Source organism: Rudaea sp., from assembly GCF_047601565.1.
Classification (GTDB): domain Bacteria; phylum Pseudomonadota; class Gammaproteobacteria; order Xanthomonadales; family Rhodanobacteraceae; genus Rudaea.
In genome coordinates this window covers 66,011-86,327 of the sequence record NZ_JASGIY010000001.1, presented here as the reverse complement: position 1 = coordinate 86,327, position 20,317 = coordinate 66,011, and the positions used below count along the sequence as shown (strand labels likewise).

General features: G+C 64.5%; 15 protein-coding genes and 1 pseudogene. 6 read left to right on the top strand and 10 right to left on the bottom strand.

Annotated elements, in window-relative coordinates; translation table 11 throughout:
* Nucleotides 1-43: 43 nt before the first annotated feature.
* Complete coding sequence (locus QM741_RS00330) at nt 44-580, bottom strand: NUDIX hydrolase (RefSeq protein WP_415205778.1); 537 nt, start codon at nt 578-580, stop codon at nt 44-46.
* 130 nt (nt 581-710) lie between these two features.
* Here QM741_RS00330 and QM741_RS00325 point away from each other — a divergent pair, with 130 nt between their 5' ends.
* Nucleotides 711-2,282 carry a hypothetical protein gene (locus QM741_RS00325; protein ID WP_415205777.1) on the top strand — a complete coding sequence of 524 codons (1,572 nt, stop codon included), beginning with the start codon at nt 711-713 and terminating at the stop codon, nt 2,280-2,282.
* A 19-nt stretch (nt 2,283-2,301) separates the two neighbouring features.
* On the opposite strand, the gene QM741_RS00320 is transcribed toward QM741_RS00325, so the two are convergent.
* On the bottom strand, nt 2,302-3,195 hold the full coding sequence (locus QM741_RS00320; RefSeq protein ID WP_415205776.1) for a 5'-3' exonuclease: 894 nt from the start codon (nt 3,193-3,195) through the stop codon (nt 2,302-2,304).
* Between the two features lie 28 nt (nt 3,196-3,223).
* The gene (locus QM741_RS00315) at nt 3,224-3,793 is read right to left on the bottom strand and encodes a nitroreductase (protein ID WP_415205775.1); all 570 of its coding nucleotides are present in this window, start codon (nt 3,791-3,793) and stop codon (nt 3,224-3,226) included.
* Nucleotides 3,794-3,917: 124 nt separating this feature from the next.
* Between QM741_RS00315 and QM741_RS00310 the strand changes: the two genes are divergently transcribed.
* The 3 genes from QM741_RS00310 to QM741_RS00300 are packed head-to-tail and all read left to right on the top strand — an operon-like array spanning nt 3,918 to nt 6,795.
* Nucleotides 3,918-5,057, top strand: coding sequence for a Re/Si-specific NAD(P)(+) transhydrogenase subunit alpha (locus tag QM741_RS00310; RefSeq protein WP_415205774.1), 1,140 nt, complete (start codon nt 3,918-3,920; stop codon nt 5,055-5,057).
* Complete coding sequence (locus QM741_RS00305) at nt 5,054-5,362, top strand: NAD(P) transhydrogenase subunit alpha (RefSeq protein ID WP_415205773.1); 309 nt, start codon at nt 5,054-5,056, stop codon at nt 5,360-5,362. The genes QM741_RS00310 and QM741_RS00305 overlap by 4 nt, the downstream gene beginning before the upstream one ends.
* Entirely contained in the window at nt 5,362-6,795 is a 1,434-nt protein-coding gene (locus tag QM741_RS00300; protein WP_415205772.1) for an NAD(P)(+) transhydrogenase (Re/Si-specific) subunit beta, read from the top strand. Before QM741_RS00305 ends, QM741_RS00300 begins: the two co-directional genes overlap by 1 nt.
* A gap of 20 nt (nt 6,796-6,815) precedes the next feature.
* Here the strand turns inward: QM741_RS00300 and QM741_RS00295 are convergent, their stop codons facing one another.
* Nucleotides 6,816-7,283 (bottom strand): hypothetical protein, encoded by a 468-nt coding sequence (locus tag QM741_RS00295; RefSeq protein ID WP_415205771.1) that lies wholly within the window; start codon nt 7,281-7,283, stop codon nt 6,816-6,818.
* Nucleotides 7,284-7,505: 222 nt separating this feature from the next.
* Here QM741_RS00295 and QM741_RS00290 point away from each other — a divergent pair, with 222 nt between their 5' ends.
* The gene (locus QM741_RS00290) at nt 7,506-9,038 is read left to right on the top strand and encodes a GH39 family glycosyl hydrolase (RefSeq protein WP_415205770.1); all 1,533 of its coding nucleotides are present in this window, start codon (nt 7,506-7,508) and stop codon (nt 9,036-9,038) included.
* Between the two features lie 30 nt (nt 9,039-9,068).
* Here the strand turns inward: QM741_RS00290 and QM741_RS00285 are convergent, their stop codons facing one another.
* From QM741_RS00285 to QM741_RS00270, 4 genes are all read right to left on the bottom strand, one after another.
* Entirely contained in the window at nt 9,069-10,484 is a 1,416-nt protein-coding gene (locus tag QM741_RS00285) for a glycoside hydrolase family 30 protein (protein ID WP_415205769.1), read from the bottom strand.
* 25 nt (nt 10,485-10,509) lie between these two features.
* Nucleotides 10,510-11,526, bottom strand: a complete 1,017-nt coding sequence (locus QM741_RS00280) for a LacI family DNA-binding transcriptional regulator (protein WP_415205768.1) — start codon at nt 11,524-11,526, stop codon at nt 10,510-10,512.
* A gap of 27 nt (nt 11,527-11,553) precedes the next feature.
* Entirely contained in the window at nt 11,554-13,362 is a 1,809-nt protein-coding gene (locus tag QM741_RS00275) for a glycoside hydrolase family 3 protein (RefSeq protein WP_415205767.1), read from the bottom strand.
* A 247-nt stretch (nt 13,363-13,609) separates the two neighbouring features.
* Nucleotides 13,610-16,606, bottom strand: coding sequence for a TonB-dependent receptor (locus QM741_RS00270; protein ID WP_415205766.1), 2,997 nt, complete (start codon nt 16,604-16,606; stop codon nt 13,610-13,612).
* Between the two features lie 447 nt (nt 16,607-17,053).
* Here QM741_RS00270 and QM741_RS00265 point away from each other — a divergent pair, with 447 nt between their 5' ends.
* Nucleotides 17,054-18,406: a glycoside hydrolase family 30 protein gene (locus tag QM741_RS00265; RefSeq protein WP_415205765.1), complete on the top strand. Its 1,353-nt coding sequence runs from the start codon at nt 17,054-17,056 to the stop codon at nt 18,404-18,406.
* Nucleotides 18,407-18,527: 121 nt separating this feature from the next.
* Here the strand turns inward: QM741_RS00265 and QM741_RS00260 are convergent.
* Nucleotides 18,528-19,654 (bottom strand): annotated as a pseudogene (locus QM741_RS00260) (IS5 family transposase).
* 16 nt (nt 19,655-19,670) lie between these two features.
* Nucleotides 19,671-20,162 carry a hypothetical protein gene (locus QM741_RS00255; protein ID WP_415205764.1) on the bottom strand — a complete coding sequence of 164 codons (492 nt, stop codon included), beginning with the start codon at nt 20,160-20,162 and terminating at the stop codon, nt 19,671-19,673.
* Nucleotides 20,163-20,317 lie beyond the last annotated feature (155 nt).

Below are 20,317 nucleotides of genomic sequence, written 5' to 3'. Positions count from 1 at the left end.
AATTCCTGCCGCCATTCCCGCTTCCGCGCGGATGACGAGCCCGTCAGCGGAACAACGTCTCGCCGTGATCGAGGAAGTAAAGCCCGGCGAACAGCTTCGGGTCGATCGAATAGCCCTCGCGCATCTTCGCGACGAGCCAGCGCGGCGCCTGCGCGCGCGGCACCTCGTGCACGACGATGTTTTCGGTGCCGTCGCCGCCGCCCGCATGCTCGCGTTCGAGCCCGCGCGCGCGCGCGAAGGCGATGATCTCGTTGCTCATCCCCGAGGACGAGGGGCCTTCCATCAGGTATTCGACTTGCGCGGCGCGATAGCCGGTCTCTTCGAGCAGTTCGCGTTGCGCGGCCTCGATCGCGGACTCGTGGCCGTTGCCGGCAAGGTCGCCGACCAGACCGGCCGGCATTTCGATCGTCATGCTGCGGATCGCCTCGCGCCATTGCTCGACGAACAGGACGCAGTCCGCGTCCGTCACTGCGACGACGATGACCGCGCCGCCGGGATTGGTGCGCTCGGCGTATTCCCAGCGTCCGCGCTTGAGCATGCGCAGCCAGCGGCCTTCGTGCAGCACTTCGGTTTTTTCCATCGTGTACAATTCCCCGATTTGCCGCCGGTTGCGGCGGCGTGAAGAAACTTTGCCCGTATCGCGTGGTCTCAAGCGCGATCCGGCGCCTTTTCCCTGCCGTATTCCCGCGGCCCGCTGCCGGCCCATGCCCATGAAAACGAAATTCTATCCGCTGATCGTTGCGTTTGCCCTCGCTGCCTGTTCCAACCAGTCCGGTTCGGACCAGGCGAACAAGGCCCAGCCTGCATCCGCAGTACAGGAACAGCCCGCTGCGGAACCGGCCAAGCCGCAGACGCCCGAAGAAGCCGCGAAAGCCGAATTGGTGAAGAAGGCCGTGGCGCTGACGCGCGAGCAGATCATGCAGTCGCACGATCCGAGCTCACTGAGCAAGCTCGGCCAGATCTACGTCGACGCCGGCGAGTCGGACCACTTCGTCTGGACGCTGGAGCGCTTAGCCCAACTGTTCCCGAATTCGGGCAACCTGCGCCTGCAACTCGCGATGGCCTACGCCGGCCAGGAAAAGAAGACGGAGACCTACGACACGCTGTTGCGTCTCATCAACCAGGGTTACTACTACGACGTCGGCAAGGATCCGCGCTTCGAGGGAGCGCACGGCACCAAGGTGTGGGATTACATCGTCAAGACCTTCGAGAACAATCACAAGCCGTTCGGCGAGGGCAAGGTCGCGTTCGATCTGCCGAAAGGCGACCATTTGTTCGAATCGATCGCCTGGGATCCGAAGCGCAAGCAGTTCCTCGTCGGCAGCGTGCGCGACGGCGGCATCTACCTCGCCGACGGCAAGGGCGGCGTGAAGGAATTCATCAAGGCCGACGCGAACAACGGCTTGATGGCCGTGTTCGGCCTCGCCGTCGACGCCGGACACGACAAGCTCTATGCGATCAGCAACGGCGTGGCGCATTTCAATCATTTCGATGCGAACATGGTCGGCAAGGCCGGTGTCTACGAGTTCGCGCTGTCCAGCGGCAAATTCCTGCGCCGTACGATGCTGCCGGTCGACGACGGGCGGCACATCCTGTCGAGCATCACGGTCGATCCGAACGGCAAGGTCTACCTCGCCGACGGCGCGGTGCAGCAGATCTACCGGCTCGACGGAGGCGAACTCAAGCTCATTGCCGGAAATCCGGCGTTGAGTGGAATTCGCGGCATCGCCGTGTCGGGCGACGGGCGCACGCTCTACTTCGCCGATGTGGCGTTGGGCCTGTTCGGCATCGACCTGGCTCAAGACAAGCCGTTCGATATCGCCTACAACCCGGACCATCTGGCGCTCGGCGGCATCGACGGCCTGTACTGGTACGACGGCACGCTGGTCGCGATCCAGAACGACATGTCGCCCAAGCGCGTGATGCGCCTGCGGCTCGGCAACGACGGCCGCAGCATCGTCCAGGCGCAGCCGCTGGACGCGGCGCAGGAGGCATTCGGGCTGCCGACGGTCGGAACGGTGTCGGGTACCGATCTCTACTTCATCGCCAACAGCCAGAAGTCGCTGTACAACGACCTCGGCGTGCTGACCGATGCGGACAAGCTCGAGCCCGAGCACATCTTCCGCACCAATATTCTGTTCGCATGGAACGTGAAGGCGCCCGCGATGCCGCCCGTGCACAAGTACACGCCGGAAGAAATCGATCAGATGCGGCGGACGCCGCCGAAGGGATTCATTCCGCCTCCGGCGAAGCCCGAACAGAAGCCGGCGGCAACTCACTGAAGACGCGCGGCGCGTTGATTCACGCGCCACCGGGCGCAAGCTGGCGGCAGCGCGAGCGCGTCAGCGGGCCGAAGCGCAGGCGCTCGAACAGCGCGTCGAGCGCGGCATGGTCGGGCGCGCGCCAGCGCAGCGCGTCGACGCCGCCGGGCAGCGGCGCGTCCAGCACGATAGCCGACAGGCGTTGCGACAGCAGCGCCTGCTCGCGGTGGGCCTTGATCTTGGCACAGGCCTGAGCCGCGCCGCGAAAGCGCAGATACGGCACTTCCTCGATGCGCGCGAGCAGCGCATCGAGAGAGCCGAAATGCGCAAGCAGCGTCGCCGCGGTCTTCGGCCCGATGCCGGGCACGCCGGGGATGTTGTCGACCGCATCGCCGGTCAGCGCGAGGAAGTCGACCACCTGGTCCGGGCGCACGCCGAGGCGTCGTTTCACACCGTGCGCGTCCCAGCGTTCGTTTTTCGAGAAATCCCACAACTCGTCGTGCAGGCCGACAAGCTGGCCGAAATCCTTGTCGGCCGAGACGATGACGCTGCGGAAACTCTGTTTGCGCGCCATCTCGACCGCGCTGCCGATCAGATCGTCGGCTTCGAGTTGCTCGTCGGCGAGCACGACGAGGCCGAGGGCCGCGGCGACCTGCTTGCAGTAGGCGAACTGCACTTTCAGTTCGGGCGGCGGCAGTTCGCGGTTGGCCTTGTATTCGGGGTAGATCGCGTTGCGGAAAGAGGACACGAGCGATTCGTCGAACGCCGCGAGCACGTGCGTCGGCCGTGCGCGTTCGAGGAAGTCGCAGAGGAAGCGCGTATAGCCTTGCACGGCGTTGACCGGCGCGCCGTCGACGTCGTGGAACTCGTCCGGCAGCGAATGCCAGGCGCGGAAGATGTAGAGGCTCGAATCGATCAGGTGCAGCGTCTGCATGGTTTCGCAGCGGGCGGAGGCCACGCCCCTACAGCGTCAACTCGCCGACGACTTCTTCCGGTGCCGGCCGTGGCCCATCGATGGCGGGCCTGCGCACCGTACCGACGTGCACGAAGCCGATCACGCGCTCGTCCGCGGCGAGACCGAGCAACGCCGCGGCGTCGCGGTCGTAGGCGGCCCAGCCGGTCAGCCACTGCGCGCCGAAGCCGAGCACCTGCGCGCCGAGCAGCAGGTTGTAGGCCACGCATCCGGCGGAAAGAATCTGTTCCTGCGCAGGGACCTTGGGGTGATGCGCGTCGACGCGCGCGATCACGCAGACGATCAGCGGCGCGAAATTGAAGCGCTCACGGTCCTTGTCGAACACCGCCTCGGGCGCGTTCGGCTCGATCCGACGGTGAATCGTCGCAAGCGCCTCGCCGAGTTTCGCGCGCGTCGCGCCGCGGATCAGCAGCAGGCGCGTCGGCATCAGCTTGCCGTGGTCGGGCACGCGCAGCGCCGCGGCGAGGAGTCGGTCGAGTTGTTGCGCCGACGGCGCCGGATCGCCGAGTTGGCGCGAAGGGACGGATAGGCGGCCATTGAGGAAATCGAGCGCGGACATGCGAAGAGGGCCGCTGCGCGGCAAGAGGGAGATGGTCGTCAGGATACCATCCGCACGAAAGGCGTATGGCATAAGCCGGGTGGCTCGGCTAGGATGCGGGTCCGGTATTTGTCGGGGACGGAGCATGAGCATCACGATCAGCGCGGTACGCGAAACCGCGCCGGGCGAGCGCCGCGTGGCGTTGACGCCGGACGTGGCGAAGAAATTGAAGGCGAAGCAGGTCAATCTCGTCATCGAGCACGATGCGGGCAAGACGGCCAGTTTTCCGGATGCGGCATTCAAGGACGTCGAAGTCGCGGCCGATGCCCGCAGCGCGCTCGGCAGGGCCGACGTCCTGTTGACCGTGCAGCCGCCGACGCTGGAGGAAATCGCCGCGCTCAAGCCCGGCGCCGTCACGATCGGCTACCTGCAGCCGCATCTCGCGCCTGAGCGCATCAAGGCGCTGCGCGATGCGAAGATCACCAGCTTCGCGATGGAATTGCTGCCGCGCACGACGCGCGCGCAGGCGATGGACGTGCTGTCCTCGCAGGCCAACATCGCCGGTTACAAGGCCGTGCTGATCGCGGCCGAGGCGAGCCCGAAATTCTTCCCGATGCTGACCACGGCGGCGGGCACGGTGCGTCCGTCCAAGGCGCTGATCGTCGGCGCCGGCGTCGCCGGCCTGCAGGCGATCGCCACGGCGCGCCGCCTCGGCGCGCAGGTCGAAGGTTTCGACGTGCGGCCCGAGACGAAGGAACAGATCCAGTCGCTCGGCGCGAAGTACCTCGATCTCGGCGTCAGCGCCGCGGGCAGCGGCGGCTACGCGCGCGAGCTGACGCAGGAAGAACGCGACCAGCAGCAGGCCGCGCTGGCCGAGCACATCAAGGGCGTCGACGTCATCGTCACCACGGCCGCCGTGCCGGGTCGCAAGGCGCCGCGCATCATCAGCGCGGACATGGTTCGTGGCATGCGCGCCGGTTCGGTCATCGTCGACATCGCCGCCGAGACCGGCGGCAACTGCGAATTGACCGAGGCGGGCAAGACCGTCGTCACCGACAACGGCGTGACGATCATCGGCCCGGTCAATCTCGCCGCGAGCGCGCCGATCCATGCGAGCGAGCTGTACGCGAAGAACCTGTACAACTTCCTCGAACTGTCGATCACCAAGGAAGGCGAGCTCAAACTCGACTGGGACGACGAACTGATCGCCAAGACCTGCGTCACCCACGCAGGCGAAATCAAGCACGAACCAACCAAGCAACTCGTCGAAGGAGCGCAGCCATGATCGACGGATTCCTGGCGCTGTATCTCTTCATGCTCGCGGCCTTCACCGGCCACGAGATCATCTCGCGCGTGCCGGTAATCCTGCACACGCCGCTGATGTCGGGTTCGAACTTCGTCCATGGCATCGTCCTCGTCGGCGCGATGATCGCGCTCGGCGAGGCGACCACGCCGCTGCAGCAGGTCATCGGTTTCGTCGGTGTGTTCCTCGGCGCGGGCAACGCGGCCGGCGGCTATGTCGTCACCGAGCGCATGCTCGAGATGTTCAAGTCGTCGAAGAAACCGGCGGCGGGTGGGGAGGGCAAGTGATGGAAGCCGCGCATATCGTTTCGTTTCTCATCCAGGCGAGCTACTTCGTCGCCGCGGTGTTGCTGATCCTCGGCATCAAGCGCATGTCCTCGCCGGTGACCGCGCGCAGCGGCATCCAGTGGGCCGGCGTCGGCGTGCTCGTCGCCGTGATCGCGACGTTCTTCCACAGCGACAGGCCCGGCAATGTACTGATCGAGAACGCCGCGCTCATTTTCATCGCGATCGCGCTCTCGACCGCGATCGCCTGGGTGTGGGGCAAGAAGGTCGCGATGACCGACATGCCGCAGATGGTCGCGCTCTACAACGGCATGGGCGGCGGCTCGGCCGCGGCGATCGGTGCGAGCGCGCTGTTCGGCGCCGCCTATTCGAGCGCGCCGACACAGGCACTGACGACGACGCAGGCCGTGCTCGCCGTCATCGGCGCGCTGATCGGCTCGATCTCGCTGACCGGCTCGGTGATCGCCTGGGCCAAACTCGACGGGCGTCTCGACAAGACCTTCCGCTTCGGCGGCCAGAAGATCGTCAACGGTCTGGTCTTCCTGCTGGCGCTGTTCGCCGGCTTCGTCGTCGTGATGCACATGTATCCGCACGCGATCGTGCTGTTCTTCCTGTTCGCGCTGCTGTTCGGCGTGCTGATGACGTTGCCGATCGGCGGCGCCGACATGCCCGTGGTCATCTCGCTGTACAACGCCTTCACCGGCCTCGCGGTCGCGTTCGAGGGCTACGTGCAGCAGAATGTTGCGCTGATCATCGCAGGCACCGTGGTCGGTGCCGCGGGCACGCTGCTGACGCGCCTGATGGCGAAGGCGATGAACCGCTCGATTTCCAACGTGTTGTTCTCGAACTTCGGTTCGGGCGGCGGCGGCTCGCAGGAGATCACGGGTTCGCTGAAACCGATCGAAGCCGACGATGCGGCCTCGCTGCTGTACATGGCGGACAACGTCATCATCGTGCCCGGCTACGGCATGGCCGTGGCCCAGGCGCAGCACAAGATCTGGGAGCTGTCGAAGAACCTGATCGATCGCGGCAAGAACGTGAAGTTCGCGATCCATCCGGTCGCCGGCCGCATGCCCGGCCATATGAACGTGCTGCTCGCCGAAGCCGGCGTGCCCTACGACCTGATCGCCGACATGGACGATATCAATCCCGAATTCCCCAACTGCGACGTCGCCATCGTCATCGGCGCCAACGACGTGGTCAATCCCGTCGCCAAGACCGACAAATCCTCGCCGATCTACGGCATGCCGATCCTCGACGTCGCCAACGCCAAGCAGGTGATCGTGATCAAGCGCGGCAAGGGCACCGGTTTTGCCGGCATCGAAAACGCGCTGTTCTATCAGGACAACTGCCGCATGCTTTACGCCGACGGTCAGGCGGCGGCGAACGGGTTGATCGCGGGGCTCAAGGCGGTGGACGGCGGTGGAGGGCACTGATGCCCCGCGTCGACTCGGTATCAATTCTTCCAGCCATCGCCTGATGTGCGATGGCTTCGGGCACAGACCCGCGCGGCGCCCATGCCCACGAGCAGGGCGACCGCGAGCGCGACCCAATCCTTCGTGCGCAAATTCGCCCAGGCGATATCGGCGGTCAGGTTGAAGCCGGCCTTGAACAGCGCCTCGCGCAGCGACAGTCCCATCGAATCGGCGATGCGCACGGCGCCGAACAGGTATTGTGCATAGATGAAAGCGATGCCGATTGCGAGCGCGGTGCACGCGACGGCGACGCGGCCGCGGTAATCCTGCCAGCATGCGAACGCCGCGAGTCCGATCGCGATGGGCACGATCCAGAACTGCGTGGGCCATGGCAGCCATAGCGCAAGGAAACACCAGCTCATGCCTCCCGCCAATCCGCCGAGCAGGGCGGAAACGAGAACGGCGAGCACGCTCCGGGAAGCGTCGGCGGGTCGTGGAGTTTCGGACATGATGGCTCGCGTTGGCGATGTTTCCGGCATTATCCCAGCGAATGCCGCCGACAGGTGCACCGGCGGAATCCAGGTTTTGTCGCACAGTTCGGGGATATTGCTGCGAAGCCAATGTAAACGTTTTCATTATTCCGTTAAGCTGATACGCTAGCGACCATCGCAGCGGTCGGCAGATGACCGGCCCTCGAACAAATTCCAACAAGAACTTCCGGGGAGACGATCATGAAAAATTCCACTCGCGCAGCGACGCTCAAGCGTTGCCTGCTATCGCTTGCGCTCGCCGTTGCGTCGCCGGCGCTATTCGCGCAAACCGTCGAAATCGATGCGACGGCGAAGGCGCGCCCGTTTCCGCATTTCTGGGAGCAGAGCTTCGGCTCGGGCCGCGCGATCCTCGCGCTGCGCGACTCGTACCGCCGCGACATCCGCGCGGTGAAAGCCGCGACCGACTTCAAGTACGTGCGCTTCCACAACATCTTCCACGACGAGGTCGGTGTCTACGACGAGGACGCGCAGGGCAATGCGGTCTACAACTGGAGCTACGTCGACCAGATCTACGACGGCTTGCTTGCCGACGGCGTGAAGCCGTTCGTCGAGCTGTCGTTCATGCCGAAGAAGCTGGCCTCGGCCGAGTTCTGGCATCCATTCTGGTATCACCCGAACATCTCCGAGCCGAAGGACTACGCGAAGTGGGACGCGATGATCCAGGCGTTCGCGAAGCATCTGATCGAGCGCTACGGCATCGATGAGGTATCCACGTGGCTGTTCGAAGTCTGGAACGAGCCGAACATCGGCTTCTGGGCCGGCTTCCCGCCGCAGAAGACGTACTGGACGCTGTACGACCATACCGCGCTCGCGCTGAAGGCCGTGGACAAGCGCCTGCGCGTCGGCGGTCCGTCGACCGCGCAGGCGGCGTGGGTCGCCGAGTTCATCAAGCACTGCAAGGATAAAAATATACCTTTCGACTTCGCCTCGACCCATGTCTACGGCAACGACACCGCCGACAACGTGTTCGGCACGAACGAGGAAATCCCGCGCGACAAGATGGTCTGCCGCGCGGTGAAGAAGGTGCACGAGGAGATCAAGAAGTCGTCGGCGCCGAACACGCAACTGGTCTGGAGCGAATTCAACGCGGCCTACGACAACACGACGCAGGTGACCGACTCGACCTACATGGGCCCGTGGATGGCATCCACCATTGCGCAGTGCGACGGTTTGGTGGATATCATGTCTTATTGGTCTTTTTCCGACGTGTTCGAGGAGCAGGGCGTGGTCAAGACGCCACTCTACGGCGGCTTCGGCCTGATCGCCGCGGACAACCTGCCCAAGCCGGCGTACAACGCGTTCAAGCTGCTGCACCGACTCGGCGACGAGCGCATTCCGGTCAAGTCCGGCGAGGTGCTGGCGACGCGCAGGGCCGACGGCACGCTCGTGCTCGCCGTGTGGAACTACGCGCCGAGCGGCTTGACCCAGGATGCGGACAAGGCCGACAAGGCGAAGAGCGAGCCGATCACGTTGACGCTCAAGCTGAAAAACACGAAGGCGCAGGCTGCGCAGCTCTCGCGCGTCGACCATGAGTACGGCGACTTGCGTCCGGCTTACGAGAAGATGGGTTCGCCTCGGTATCCCACGGTCGCGCAGCAGAAGGAGTTGCGCAAGGCGGCCGAGTTGCCCGCGCCGGAAACGGTCGCGATCAAGGACGGCACGCTGACGATCGCGCTCCCGCCGCAGGGTCTGGCCGTCGTCGAAGTGAAGTAGGACGTCGCGCGGGAGCCTGCGCGCTTCGCGTCAAGCGATATACGTTTGGATCGCGTGCCCCGGTATGCGGCAGCCGCGGCGCTCGCCGCCGATATCGAGGTTGAAATCGATCGCATCGTCGCCCGGATTGAAGGCGACGACGGCGATGCCGCCGTCGGGATTGACGAAGGCGCACGATTGCAAACCGCGTGGGCCGCCGCTGGCCTCGACGCGATAGGCCCCCGGCTTCACGTAGCGCGAGAAATGCGCGATCGCGTGGAACGAACTCTGGTAGAGCACCTTGCCGCCTTTCGTGTCGACGAGCACCGGCGCATCGCAGAAGTTGCCGACGTGGTTGGGGCCGCCGCGCAGGTCGAGGGCGATGTTCCAGTCGATCCAGCCGCAGACGCCGGCGTTGAGGTCGCCGAACAGGTTGCGCGCGTAGCGTTCGCCGACCATCCAGTCGCCGGGCCTGGCGCCGCCTTCGACGCAGCCTTCGGTGAACAGTACCTGCTTGCCCGGATATTTCTTCAGCACGCGCGCCTCGGCGCCGTAGTCCTCGCTGACGTACCAGTGCACGGCCATGCCGGCCAGATATTTTGCGGTCTCGGGGTCGCCGAGCATCGCGTCGGCGCGGCGTTCGAGCGTGTCGCGGTTGTGGTCGAAGCCCCACAGCTTGATGTCGCCGAAGCCTTTGCGCGCGAGCGTGGGGCCGAGGTGCTTGCGCACGAAGTCGCGCTCCTGCTCGGGCGTGTAGACGCACGATTCCCAGCTCTGCGTCGCCTCGGGCTCGTTCTGCACGGTGAGTCCCCAGAGCGGGATATTCTCCTCGTCGCGCATCGCGCGCAGGAACTTGACGTAGTGGTTCGCCCAGGTCGCCGCGTATTCCTCGCGCAGCGCGCCGCCGCGGTCCATCTGGTTGTTCGTCTTCATCCAGGCCGGCGGACTCCAGGGCGCGGCGAGCAGCTTGAGGCGGTCCGCGCCGGCGATCTTCTGCACGTCGTGCAGCAGCGGCATCAGCCAACGCCGCATCGGTGCGAGAGTGAAGTCGAGCAACTCGTAATCGCCGGGCGACGGCGCAAGCGACCAGGTCGACAGCGAGAAGTCGCAAGAGCCGATGTGCGTGCGCGCCAAGGTGTAGCCGATGCCGTCGTGCGGATCGTAGTAGCGCTTGATGACTTCGAGGCGCTGCGCCTCGGGCAACTGCTTGAGCACGTAGGCGGAGGATTCGGTCAGCGCGCCGCCGAAGCCGGTGATCTGCTGGAACCGTTTCGCCGGATTGCACGTCAAGGTCGGGCCCGAGGTGGCCGCGCCGGGAAGCGTACGCGGCGAAAGTCTTGCGCCGTCGCGCGAGGTTTCGACCAGCGTCCATGTGCGCGCCGTGGGCCCTTTCGCAAACGCGCGAGGCAGGGCGAGGCCGAGTGCGCCGGCGGCGCCGAGTTGCAGGAATTCTCTACGCGTTTGCATGAGCTTGTTCGTCCGTCGTTGTTCGTTACTTGCCGTTCGCCGCCCGCGCCAGCGATGCGCGCCAGCTCACGCTGGCGGCGAACCTGCGCTTGACCGGCTTGTTGGTGTCGTAGCACTGGTTGAGCAGCCAGCGCACGCCGTTGAGCGCCACGTCGTACCAGGGAATGTGCACCGAGGTCAGGCGCGGCGCGGAATATTCCGCCGTCGCCGTATCATCGTAACCGATCACGGAAATCCTGCCCGGCACGGCGATGTCGGCCTGCTGGAAATACGACAGCGCGCCCACGCCCATCTCGTCGTTCGCGCAGAACAGCGCGGTGAACTTGTGCTTCGAGGCGATCAGCGCGGCGGCCGAATTCCAGCCGCCCTCGGGCGAGAAGTCGCTGTCGATCACGGGAATGCCGTCGGTGTCGATGCCGGCCCCGCGCAGCTCGTCCATGAAGCCGCGCAGGCGCGCGACGTTGTCGAGCGACGTCGCGAAACCCGCGATCACCGCGATGCGCCGGTGCTTCATTTCGAGCAGCGCCTGCGCGGCGAGCCGCCCGCCCGTGTAGTGGTCGGCGGAAAAGCACTGGTTGTGGATGGCCTTGAGCGAATGGTTGAGCAGCACGAGCCGCGATGCCTGCGCGCCGAGCGCGGCGATGTCGTCTTCGACCAGCGCGTCGCTGACAAGCAGGTAACCGTCGCAGCCGCGCTCGATCAGGAATTCGAGGCCTTCCATCGCCTGTTTGCGCGCATCGCCGTTGCCGCTGCCGAACGCGACGACCATGTTCTGCCCGTTCGCGCGCAGTTCGGTGTGGATGACGTTGAGGATCGGCGTGTAGAACGAGCCCTTCAGCAGCGGAATGTAGACGCCGATCATGTGCGAAGCGCCGGTCGGCAGCGTGCGCGCGGCGTGCGAGGGGCGGTATTTCAGTTCCTCGATCGCGCGGCGCACGCGTTCGGCGGTCTTCGCGGACACCGAGCCCTTGCCGCTGATCACGCGCGAGGCGGTGCCGAGGCCGACTCCGGCGAGGTGCGCGACATCGTTGATCGTGGGCAAGAGTCGTTTCTCCGCAATCGGACAAGGCTAACGGTCGGGACACGCCGCATCGGCGGCGGGCGTATCGAGCGTAGCGACTCGGACGGTGTTTGCATACGTCAGACCGTAGCCGCGTGCGAACAGCGGCGGCTCGCGGCCGTCGAACGAGGCCTGGCACGGCGAGCGCGGCCAGTCGAACGCGAGCGTGCCGCGGAAATCGACCGCCGCGGCGCCTTGCGCATCGCGAAACAGCACGTCGGCGACGCCCTTGCCCTCGGTGCCGGGCAGCCACGCCGCGACGAACGCGTCGGACAGGTCGATCAGGTCGTTCGCGTACAGCGGCCGGCCCGACACGAGCACGGTGATCACGGGTCTGCCGTGGCCCGCGACCTTGCGCAGCACCTGCAGGTCTTCCGGGAAAAGCCGGCTTTCGGCGAGGGGGGCGGGGAAAAGGATGTCGCCCTTCATCTCGGCGTAGGGCAACTCGCCGACCACTGCGATGACCGCGTCGAAGGATTCGACCTTCGCCTTCGCCGCGGTCTTGTCGAACACGACGTTCGCTTCGCCCGCGGCTGCGCGGATGCCGGCGAGGATCGTGTCGCCGGTGAGGAAGTCCGCGTTGTGGTTCTTCATGCCCTGCCAATTCAGCGTCCAGCCGCCAGACTGGTTGCGCAGCGAGTTCGCGCTCTTGCCGACGACGAGGATCTTCGCGCCGCGCCTGAGCGGCAACGGCGCGCCTTCGTTCTTCAGCAGCACCAGCGATTCGCGCACCGCGCGTCGCGCGAGCTCGCGCGCCTGCAAATCCTGCGCATCGCCGACGACCGTGTCGGGTTTGCGCTCGAACAGGCCGGCGCGCATCTTCACGCGCAGGATGCGCGTCACCGCGTCGTCGATGAGCTCCATAGGAATCTCGCCGAGGCGTATCTCGCGCGCGGTCTTCTTGATGAACTTCTCCCACTTCTCCGGCACCATCACCATGTCGACCCCGGCATTGATCGCTTGCGCGCAATGGTCGCGCTCGCAGCCGTTCACTTCGGCGATGCCGTTCCAGTCGGAGACGACGAAGCCGTCGAAGCCCATGCGCTTTTTCAGCACGTCGGTCAGCAGGAATCCGGCGCCGTGCATCTTGCCGAAATCGCGCGTGCTGCTGTACGAGGCCATGACGGTTTGCGCGCCGGCTTCGAGTGCGCCGAAATAGCCTTGCGCATGGACGGCGATCAGGTCGGCGCGGCTGGACAGGTCGACGCCGCGGTCCTTGCCGCGGTCGGTGCCGCCGTCGCCGATGAAATGCTTGGCGGTCGCGACGGCGCTCGCGTCGCTCCCGAGCCGGCCCTGCAAGCCTTCCACATAAGCGGTGCCGAGCTCGCGCACGACGGCCGGGTCGGACGAGAAGCTTTCGTAGCTGCGCCCCCAGCGGACGTTCTGCACGACAGCGAGCGTCGGCGCGAACACCCAGTCGATGCCGGTCGCGCGCACCTGTTTCGCCGTCGCAGCGGCGATCTCGCGCACGAGTTCGGCGTCGTGCGTCGCACCGAGGCCCATGTTGTGCGGAAACACCGTCGCGCCGGAAACGATGCCGTGGCCGTGCACCGCATCGGTGCCCCAGATCAGCGGAATCTTCACCTTCATGTCGGTGGCGAGCGCCGCATCGTGATACTTCCGCGTCGCCTCGCGCCATTGCGCGAAACTCGCGCCGCGCCGGTTGCCCGGCTGCGTGTTGCCGCCGTTGAGGACGCTGCCGATGTAGAACCGGCGCACTTCGTCGGGCGTGATCTTGCGGATGTCGGCCTGGGTCATCTGGCCGATCTTCTGCTCGATCGTCATGCCTTTGATGATCTCGCGGATGCGCGCTTCCATTGCCGCATCCGTTTTGATCGGACTCGTCAGTCGCGGCCAGTCGGCAAGACCGTCGTCGTCGTGGCACGCGATTTGCGTCGCGGGCGCCGCGGCGGCACAGGCCGCCAGCGCGAGAGCCGCGATAGCGCAGGGGAGGGGTGTTCGGGCTATCGCGAAAGTCGGGATCATCGTCTTGCGGATACGTCGGCAAATCTCCCGCGCGTGCGGCCTCGTGGAAGGCCGCGCGACGCGGGAGCGACGGTATCGTCTACAACTTGTAGTTGAGGCCGAACAGGATCGTGCGGCCGTAGGTGTCGTATTCGAGCGGCCTTGCGACCGATACGCCGTTCGGCAGCCCGCTGACCTGCTGCGTGCGGTACGGCGAGTCGGTCAGGTTGTTGACCTGCAGCAGCAGCGAAAGCCCCTTCATGCGTCCGTCCTGGAACTCGTATCCGGCCTGGAAGTCGGTCTGCTTGTCGGCAAGGATCTTGGTGTAGCCGATCTGGTCGAACAGCGCGACGGCCTCGCCGGTGAATTCCGAACGATAGCGCTCGGCGAGGCGCACCGAGAAGCCGGCCTTCTCGTAGTAGACCGTGACGTTGCTGGTCTTCTCCGACAGGCCGGGCAAGGTGGTCGGGCCGCCCGGAATCGATGCGATCGTGCTCGTCGGAATCTTGCTCTTGTTGTAGGAGAAGTTGGCCTGGATGCCGAAGCCGTCCAGCCATGAGGCAAAGAGTTTTCCTTCGAGCGCGGTGGCCAACTCCACGCCCTGAATGCGGCCGCCCGTGCCGTTCTGCGGAACCGTGTTGGTGCCGTAGGGGGAAATCGCCGTGATATCCGGCGTCGGGTTCGTGTATCCCGAGAAATCGTAGTTGTTGACCGTCTGGTTGTAGATGTAGGTCAGCAGGTTCTTGTTGAATATCGCCGCGGAAACGTAGCTGGCCTCGCCGAAATATTTTTCGATCGAAATATCGGTGCCGACGGCGACCCACGGCTTGAGATAGATGTTTCCGCCGCTGCCGCTCCATGTGCCCTTGCTCGTGTCGTAGCCGACTGTGGCGCATTGCGCGTTCGCGCTTTGCGGATTGCACGGCGTCACGCCCGCGGACGAGGCGATCTTCTCGTCGTCGATGCGGCCCCGCACCATCGTTTTTGCGAGGCCGAAGCGCAGGTAGGTGCGGTCGCCGAGGTCGGCGACCAGATTGAGGCTCGGCAGGAACTTGTTGTACGAGTCGCTGCCCGAGAGCATGCCGACGTAGGTATCGCCGCTGGTCTGGATGGCCGTCGAAGACACGTTCGTGCGTACGAACTGGGCGCCGACGTTGCCGCGGATCGGGATATCGCCCAGCGTCGTGTCGATGTTGAGCTTGACGTAGGCCAGCGGCACTTTCTCGGTGACCGAATAGTTGCGGTTCCAGTCGTTCTGGCCGCTCTTGGGAATGAGATAGAACTGGTTCGCGATGGCCGACAACACGTCGTAGTACGGGATGCCGCCGATGCCGCCGTAGGCGAGCGAGGTGCTTCCGTCGACGGTGCCGATCGGCACGTAGTCGTGCGGATCGTAGGTCAGGTTTTCGCATTGCGGATTCGCGGCGGGCAGGTTGCCGGACGCGGCGGCGTAGGATGTCGAGCAGCCATTGCCGTTGAGATAGGCGAAGTACACATCGGCCTGCTTGCTCTTGGTGCGCTCGGAATAGTCGAAGCCGAAATTCATGCTCGTGAATATCCAGCCGATCGGATGCGAGGCTTCGAGGCGGAACGCCTTGATCTCGTCCTTCTGGTGGTCCCATTCGACGCGGCCGTTGTAGCTGTAGTTGGTCGGGTCGGCGAAGACGACGTTGGCGGGATTCGACAGGTCGATCGTCGGCGTGAACGTCGGAAAGCCGGCGTAGGTCGGCAGGACGAAACCGGTTTGCAGCAATTCGCCGCCGGCCAGGCCGGTGAAGGCGTACGCATCGTGCAGTTTCACCTTGGCGCGCGAATAGGAAAGGTCGGCCGTCACCTGCCACTGGTTGTCGAATTCGAAGCGGTTGTTCCAGCCGGCCGAGAACAGGTAATCCTTTTCCCTGGTGTATTCGTTCTGCATGATCGGCTGCAGGCCGGACATCGTGCCCGAAGTGGCGATCGGATACGGCAGGGCGAACGAGGGGCTCACGTCGGCGAAGTCGACGCCGTCCCACGGGCTGCTCGACCATTGCAGGCCGTTCTTGTATTTCTCCTGGTTGAATTTCGAGTAGTAGATGTCGAGCGTCGAGTGGTAGCGATCGTTCGGCGCCCATTCGAGGATGCCGATGGCGCCGTCGCGCAACTGGCTCTGCGATTGCGCACGAAGCTGCATGCCTTCCTCGGAAACCACGCCGTCCGGCATTCCTGGCGTATGCGGCCCGCCCCAACTGTCCTCGATGCTGCCGGTGCCGTTGTTCATGCTCCACCACCACGCCTGGTACTGCTTTTCCTGCGACGGCGAATCCAGATGGGCGACGCCGAAGGCGACGCCCAGCGTGTGATCGAGGAACTGGTCGACGAACGAGAAGCTGACACGGTTGCCGTTCGTGCCGACGCCGCTGCCCGGGCTGAGATTGCCGTTGGTCGTGTGCTCGCCGCGCGCGTTCACGGCCATCGTCATTTCCTGGAAGTCGAGCGGGCGGATCGTGTGCAGGTCGACCGTGCCGGACAAACCCTGGCCGATGACGGTGGCGTCGGGTACCTTGTAGACGACGGCGCCGCCCATCAACTCGGCCGGATACTGGTCGTACTGGACCCCGCGGTTTTCACCCGTGGACGCCTGCTCGCGGCCGTTCAGCGTGGTGCCGACGAAATCCGGCGACAGGCCACGGATCGAGATGTATTCGGCATGGCCGCCGACGCGCTGTGTCGCGAGGCCGGGCAGGCGCGCGAGGCTTTCGGCGATCGACAGGTCGGGCAGCTTGCCGAGGTCTTCCGGCGCGATCGCCTCGGCGATGCTGTCGAGGTTCTCCTTGACCGACAGCGCGCTCTCGATACTGCCCTTGATGCCGGTCACCTTGATCGTGTCGAGGCTCGCGGTTTTGTCGTCGTTGTCTTTCTTCTGGTCCGTGGCGCTGGTCTGATCCGCCGCATTATCGGATTGAGCTTGATCGGCAGGGGGGGGGGCGGTGGATTCGTCGGCGGCGATCGCCGAAGATGCGACGAGAAAAAGCGCGCTCGCGCAAGCGGCGGCGAGCGGACTCTTGCGCAGCCTGCGGGCATGCGTGATGGACGTGCGCGACGTGCTGGAATCAATCATCGGTGCTCTCCCAAGGGTTTGATTAGAATGCAGCCATGGATGGCTGCTTTTTTGATCTTCGCGATCAAGGTCGATCGCATAAACAAGCATTTGCGTTTCATGCGGCGCGGGGCGCCGTACATCCCCTTTCGCTCCCTCGTCGCAACTCGAAAGAGTCCTTTTTTTTGGAAACGTTACCAATTTCGTTGCGGAATATGCACCAGATGTAAGCGGACGTCACCGTGCGGCGCAGCAAATCCATCAGCATGAATGCGGCTCGCGGCTGATCGAAGGCAAGCTGGGCGCCCTGTGAGGTTTTCCGGTTTTGCTATATTCCGGCTCAAAATTATTGGGAACGTTTCCATTTTTCGATATGTGCGAATGAAATCCCCGTCCGTCCTGCCCATTCTGTGTCTTCTCGCGTTGGCCGCCTGCGCAAGCGCCCCGCGGCCGTCTCCGCGCGGATCGGTGCAGGTCTGGCTGAGCACGGCGGATGGCGAAAAACGACTGGCGCGCGGAGCCAATCTCGCCTTCGACGCCTCGGCCAAGGCGGGTACCGTCATCGGCATCGATGCCGGCAAGCGTTATCAGGCGATGATCGGCTTCGGCGCCGCGATCACCGATTCGTCGGCGTGGCTGATCGAGAAACACATGAGCGCCGCACAGCGCGACGAGCTGCTGCACGAGTTGTTCGGCCGCGGCGACGGCGGCCTCGGCATCGACTTCACGCGTTTGACCATCGGCGCGTCGGATTTCTCGTTGCGGCATTACACGCTCGACGACATGCCGCCGGGCCGGAGCGATCCGACGCTCGCACATTTTTCGCTGACGCCGGCCATCGCCAGCACCGGCGCAGAGGAGGTGTTGCCCGTCGTGCGCGCGGCGCTCGCGATCAATCCGCAGTTGAAGGTCATGGCCTCGCCGTGGAGCGCGCCGGCGTGGATGAAGACCAACGGCAGTCTGCTGCACGGAACGCTCAGGTACGAATACCACGCCGCGTTCGCCGATTATCTCGTCAAGTACGTCGACGCGATGGCGGCCGCGGGAGTGCCGATCTTCGCGCTGACCGTGCAGAACGAGCCGCGCTTCAACGCGCCGGACTATCCCGGCATGCTGCTCAGCGCGGGCGCGCGGCGGCTGCTGATCGGCCAGCAACTCGGCCCGAAGCTGGCGCAGCGCGAACGCGCGCCGCTGATCTTCGACTGGGACCACAACTGGGACATCGAGACCGAACCGCTGGCCCTGCTCGCCGATCCGGCCGCGAACCGCTACGTCGCTGCGGTCGCCTGGCATTGCTACGCGGGCTATGTCGACGCGCAAACGCGCGTGCACGACAAGTATCCCGACAAGGACGCCTATCTCACCGAATGCTCGGGCGGCGACTGGAAGCCGATGAAGGACGACGGTCTGCTCACGATAGTTCGACGCCTGCTGATCGGATCGGTACGCGGCTGGTCGCGCGGCGTACTGTTGTGGAATCTCGCGCTCGACGAACACCACGGCCCGCATGCGGGCGGCTGCGACGACTGCCGTGGCCTCGTCACGATCGATTCGAAAACCGGCAACTATACGCGCACGGTCGACTACGTCGCGCTCGCCCACGCGAGCCGCTTCGTGCGGCCCGGCGCGCAGCGCGTCGAGTCGAGCGAGGGCGGCAAGGACATCGACAACGTCGTGTTCCGCAATGCCGACGACGGTTCGCTTGTGATGATCGTCGCAAATTCGGCGCGGTCCGCGCAGCGCTTCGTCGTGCGCGAAGCGGGACGCGCATTCGCCTACACGATGCCCGCGCGCAGCGTGGCGACGTTCGTGTGGCGATAGCCTTGCTTCTGCTCGTCATCCCCGCGTGCTTCTGGCGGGGATCCAGCGACTTGGCCCGGACGGCCACCCAAAATGTTCCACTTGTGGCTGGGCAAAATGCCCCACCTAAGGATGGTCTGATTTATCCGCACTTTCGTGCAATTTCCGACCAAGACCACGAGCGGCGCGCGGATGGGTCGGATTTATCCGCCCGACTGCCCGCTGGGTCGCCCGTTTGTCTGCCCGCTGACCGCCTTTCGGCGACCCGCGGACGCAATGATCCTATGTTGCTCGCAGCAGCGTCCCGCGCACCCTCCACAGATTGGCCAGCGCGAACAGCGTCTTCACTTGCGCCGCGTTCTTCGCCAAGCCCTTGTAGCGCACCTTCACGTAGCCAAACTGCCGCTTGATCACCCGGAACGGATGCTCCACCGTCGCCCGGATCGATGCCTTGATGTGTTCGACCTGCTCGGTCAGCTCGCGCAGCTTCGTATCCTCGATCGCCTTCACCTGGCTGCGCTTGGCTGCGATGTACCAGCGTCGGCCGCGCTTGGGCGCGCGTTTGTCCGCGCCAAGGTATCCGGCATCGCCGAACGCCCGCTTCTCCTTGCCGTGCAGCAGGTTCCCCACCTGCGTCACGTCGCCCACGTTCGCCGCCGTCGATTCCACGTGATGCACCAGGCCCGTTTCCTCATCCACGCCGATGTGCGCTTTCATCCCCAAGTACCACTGATTTCCCTTCTTCGTCTGGTGCATGTCCGGATCGCGCGCCTTGGCCTTGTTCTTCGTCGAGCTGGGCGCTGCGATGATCGTCGCGTCCACGATCGTGCCCTGCGACAGCTTCATGCCGTGTGCCTTCAAGTGCCCGCTCACCGCATCGAACAACTTCTGCGCCAACCCATGCTTCTCCAGCAAGTGACGGAATTTGCACACCGTCGTCTCGTCCGGCGCGCCTTCACGACCCAGGTCGATCCCCACGAAGCGGCGCATCGCCTGCGAGTCGTACAGCGCCTCTTCCACCGCCGGATCGCTCAGCGCGTACCACTGTTGCAGGAAGTGGATGCGCAGCATCCGTTCCAAGCCCACCGGCCGGCGGCCACCGCCGCCTTCGCGCTCCTTCGGATAGTGCGGCTCGATGCACGCGCACAACGTCGCCCACGGCACCACCTTGTCCATCTCCGACAGGAACACGTCGCGCCGCGTCGCCTTGCGGTGCAGATCGAAGCCAGCATCTTGTTCCATTGACAAGGTCATCTGTTGGGCAGTCATCGGCTACGATCCATTCTCAGGTCTCGGTTCGACCACAGGGCAAAATCAGAGTTTCCTTAGGCAAGATGACCTGCGGTTCATGCCAGCCTGCTTGCACGAATCGTGAGTAATTGGAGATTTGGTAGCCCGCCCAATTGTCACCGATGACGCTATTCGTGGTTGCCGAATAAAACGAGGAACTTGAAATACTGGCGTGGTTCCTGCGCGGCGTGCAGGTCATCGTATCGAGCCACGTGACTTGCAGCCGTGGCGCTTTGCCATAGAACGACTCCACGCCATCTGGAGTTTTGATGTCCAACGGAATGAATTCGGTTCCTGGCTGAGGGGTCAGTACAACGGCGCCGTTGCATTCGTCGGTGGCGTGGCTGATGGCATCCTCGATGCCTGTGACCGGACTGGACGCGGCATGAGTTGCTGCAATGCAGAAAAGCAGTGCGTAGATTACAAACGATGTGCGATGAGCTCTCATAAATTCCCTCTTCCAGAAAAGCGGATGGAGTAAGACCAAGGTACGAAATTTCCGTCTACGCACGGCATGGCCTCGACTTGAGAAAAGATCCGAGGCCACACGCAGGTCAAGCACCAACACGGCACACCGCATTCAATCGAAATCCTTCGAGTGATTGGCCGTGCGCGTAGACTATTTGGTTTCCCATTTCAAGT

Excerpts from the sequence above, each read along its gene's own strand:
- QM741_RS00295 (WP_415205771.1), bottom strand. The coding sequence starts at position 7,283 with ATGTCCGAAACTCCACGACCCGCCGACGCTTCCCGGAGCGTGCTCGCC.
- QM741_RS00330 (WP_415205778.1), bottom strand. The coding sequence starts at position 580 with ATGGAAAAAACCGAAGTGCTGCACGAAGGCCGCTGGCTGCGCATGCTC.
- QM741_RS00315 (WP_415205775.1), bottom strand. The coding sequence starts at position 3,793 with ATGTCCGCGCTCGATTTCCTCAATGGCCGCCTATCCGTCCCTTCGCGC.
- QM741_RS00325 (WP_415205777.1), top strand. The coding sequence starts at position 711 with ATGAAAACGAAATTCTATCCGCTGATCGTTGCGTTTGCCCTCGCTGCC.
- QM741_RS00300 (WP_415205772.1), top strand. The coding sequence starts at position 5,362 with ATGGAAGCCGCGCATATCGTTTCGTTTCTCATCCAGGCGAGCTACTTC.
- QM741_RS00285 (WP_415205769.1), bottom strand. The coding sequence starts at position 10,484 with ATGCAAACGCGTAGAGAATTCCTGCAACTCGGCGCCGCCGGCGCACTC.
- QM741_RS00320 (WP_415205776.1), bottom strand. The coding sequence starts at position 3,195 with ATGCAGACGCTGCACCTGATCGATTCGAGCCTCTACATCTTCCGCGCC.
- QM741_RS00310 (WP_415205774.1), top strand. The coding sequence starts at position 3,918 with ATGAGCATCACGATCAGCGCGGTACGCGAAACCGCGCCGGGCGAGCGC.
- QM741_RS00305 (WP_415205773.1), top strand. The coding sequence starts at position 5,054 with ATGATCGACGGATTCCTGGCGCTGTATCTCTTCATGCTCGCGGCCTTC.
- QM741_RS00270 (WP_415205766.1), bottom strand. The coding sequence starts at position 16,606 with ATGATTGATTCCAGCACGTCGCGCACGTCCATCACGCATGCCCGCAGG.
- QM741_RS00275 (WP_415205767.1), bottom strand. The coding sequence starts at position 13,362 with ATGGAAGCGCGCATCCGCGAGATCATCAAAGGCATGACGATCGAGCAG.
- QM741_RS00290 (WP_415205770.1), top strand. The coding sequence starts at position 7,506 with ATGAAAAATTCCACTCGCGCAGCGACGCTCAAGCGTTGCCTGCTATCG.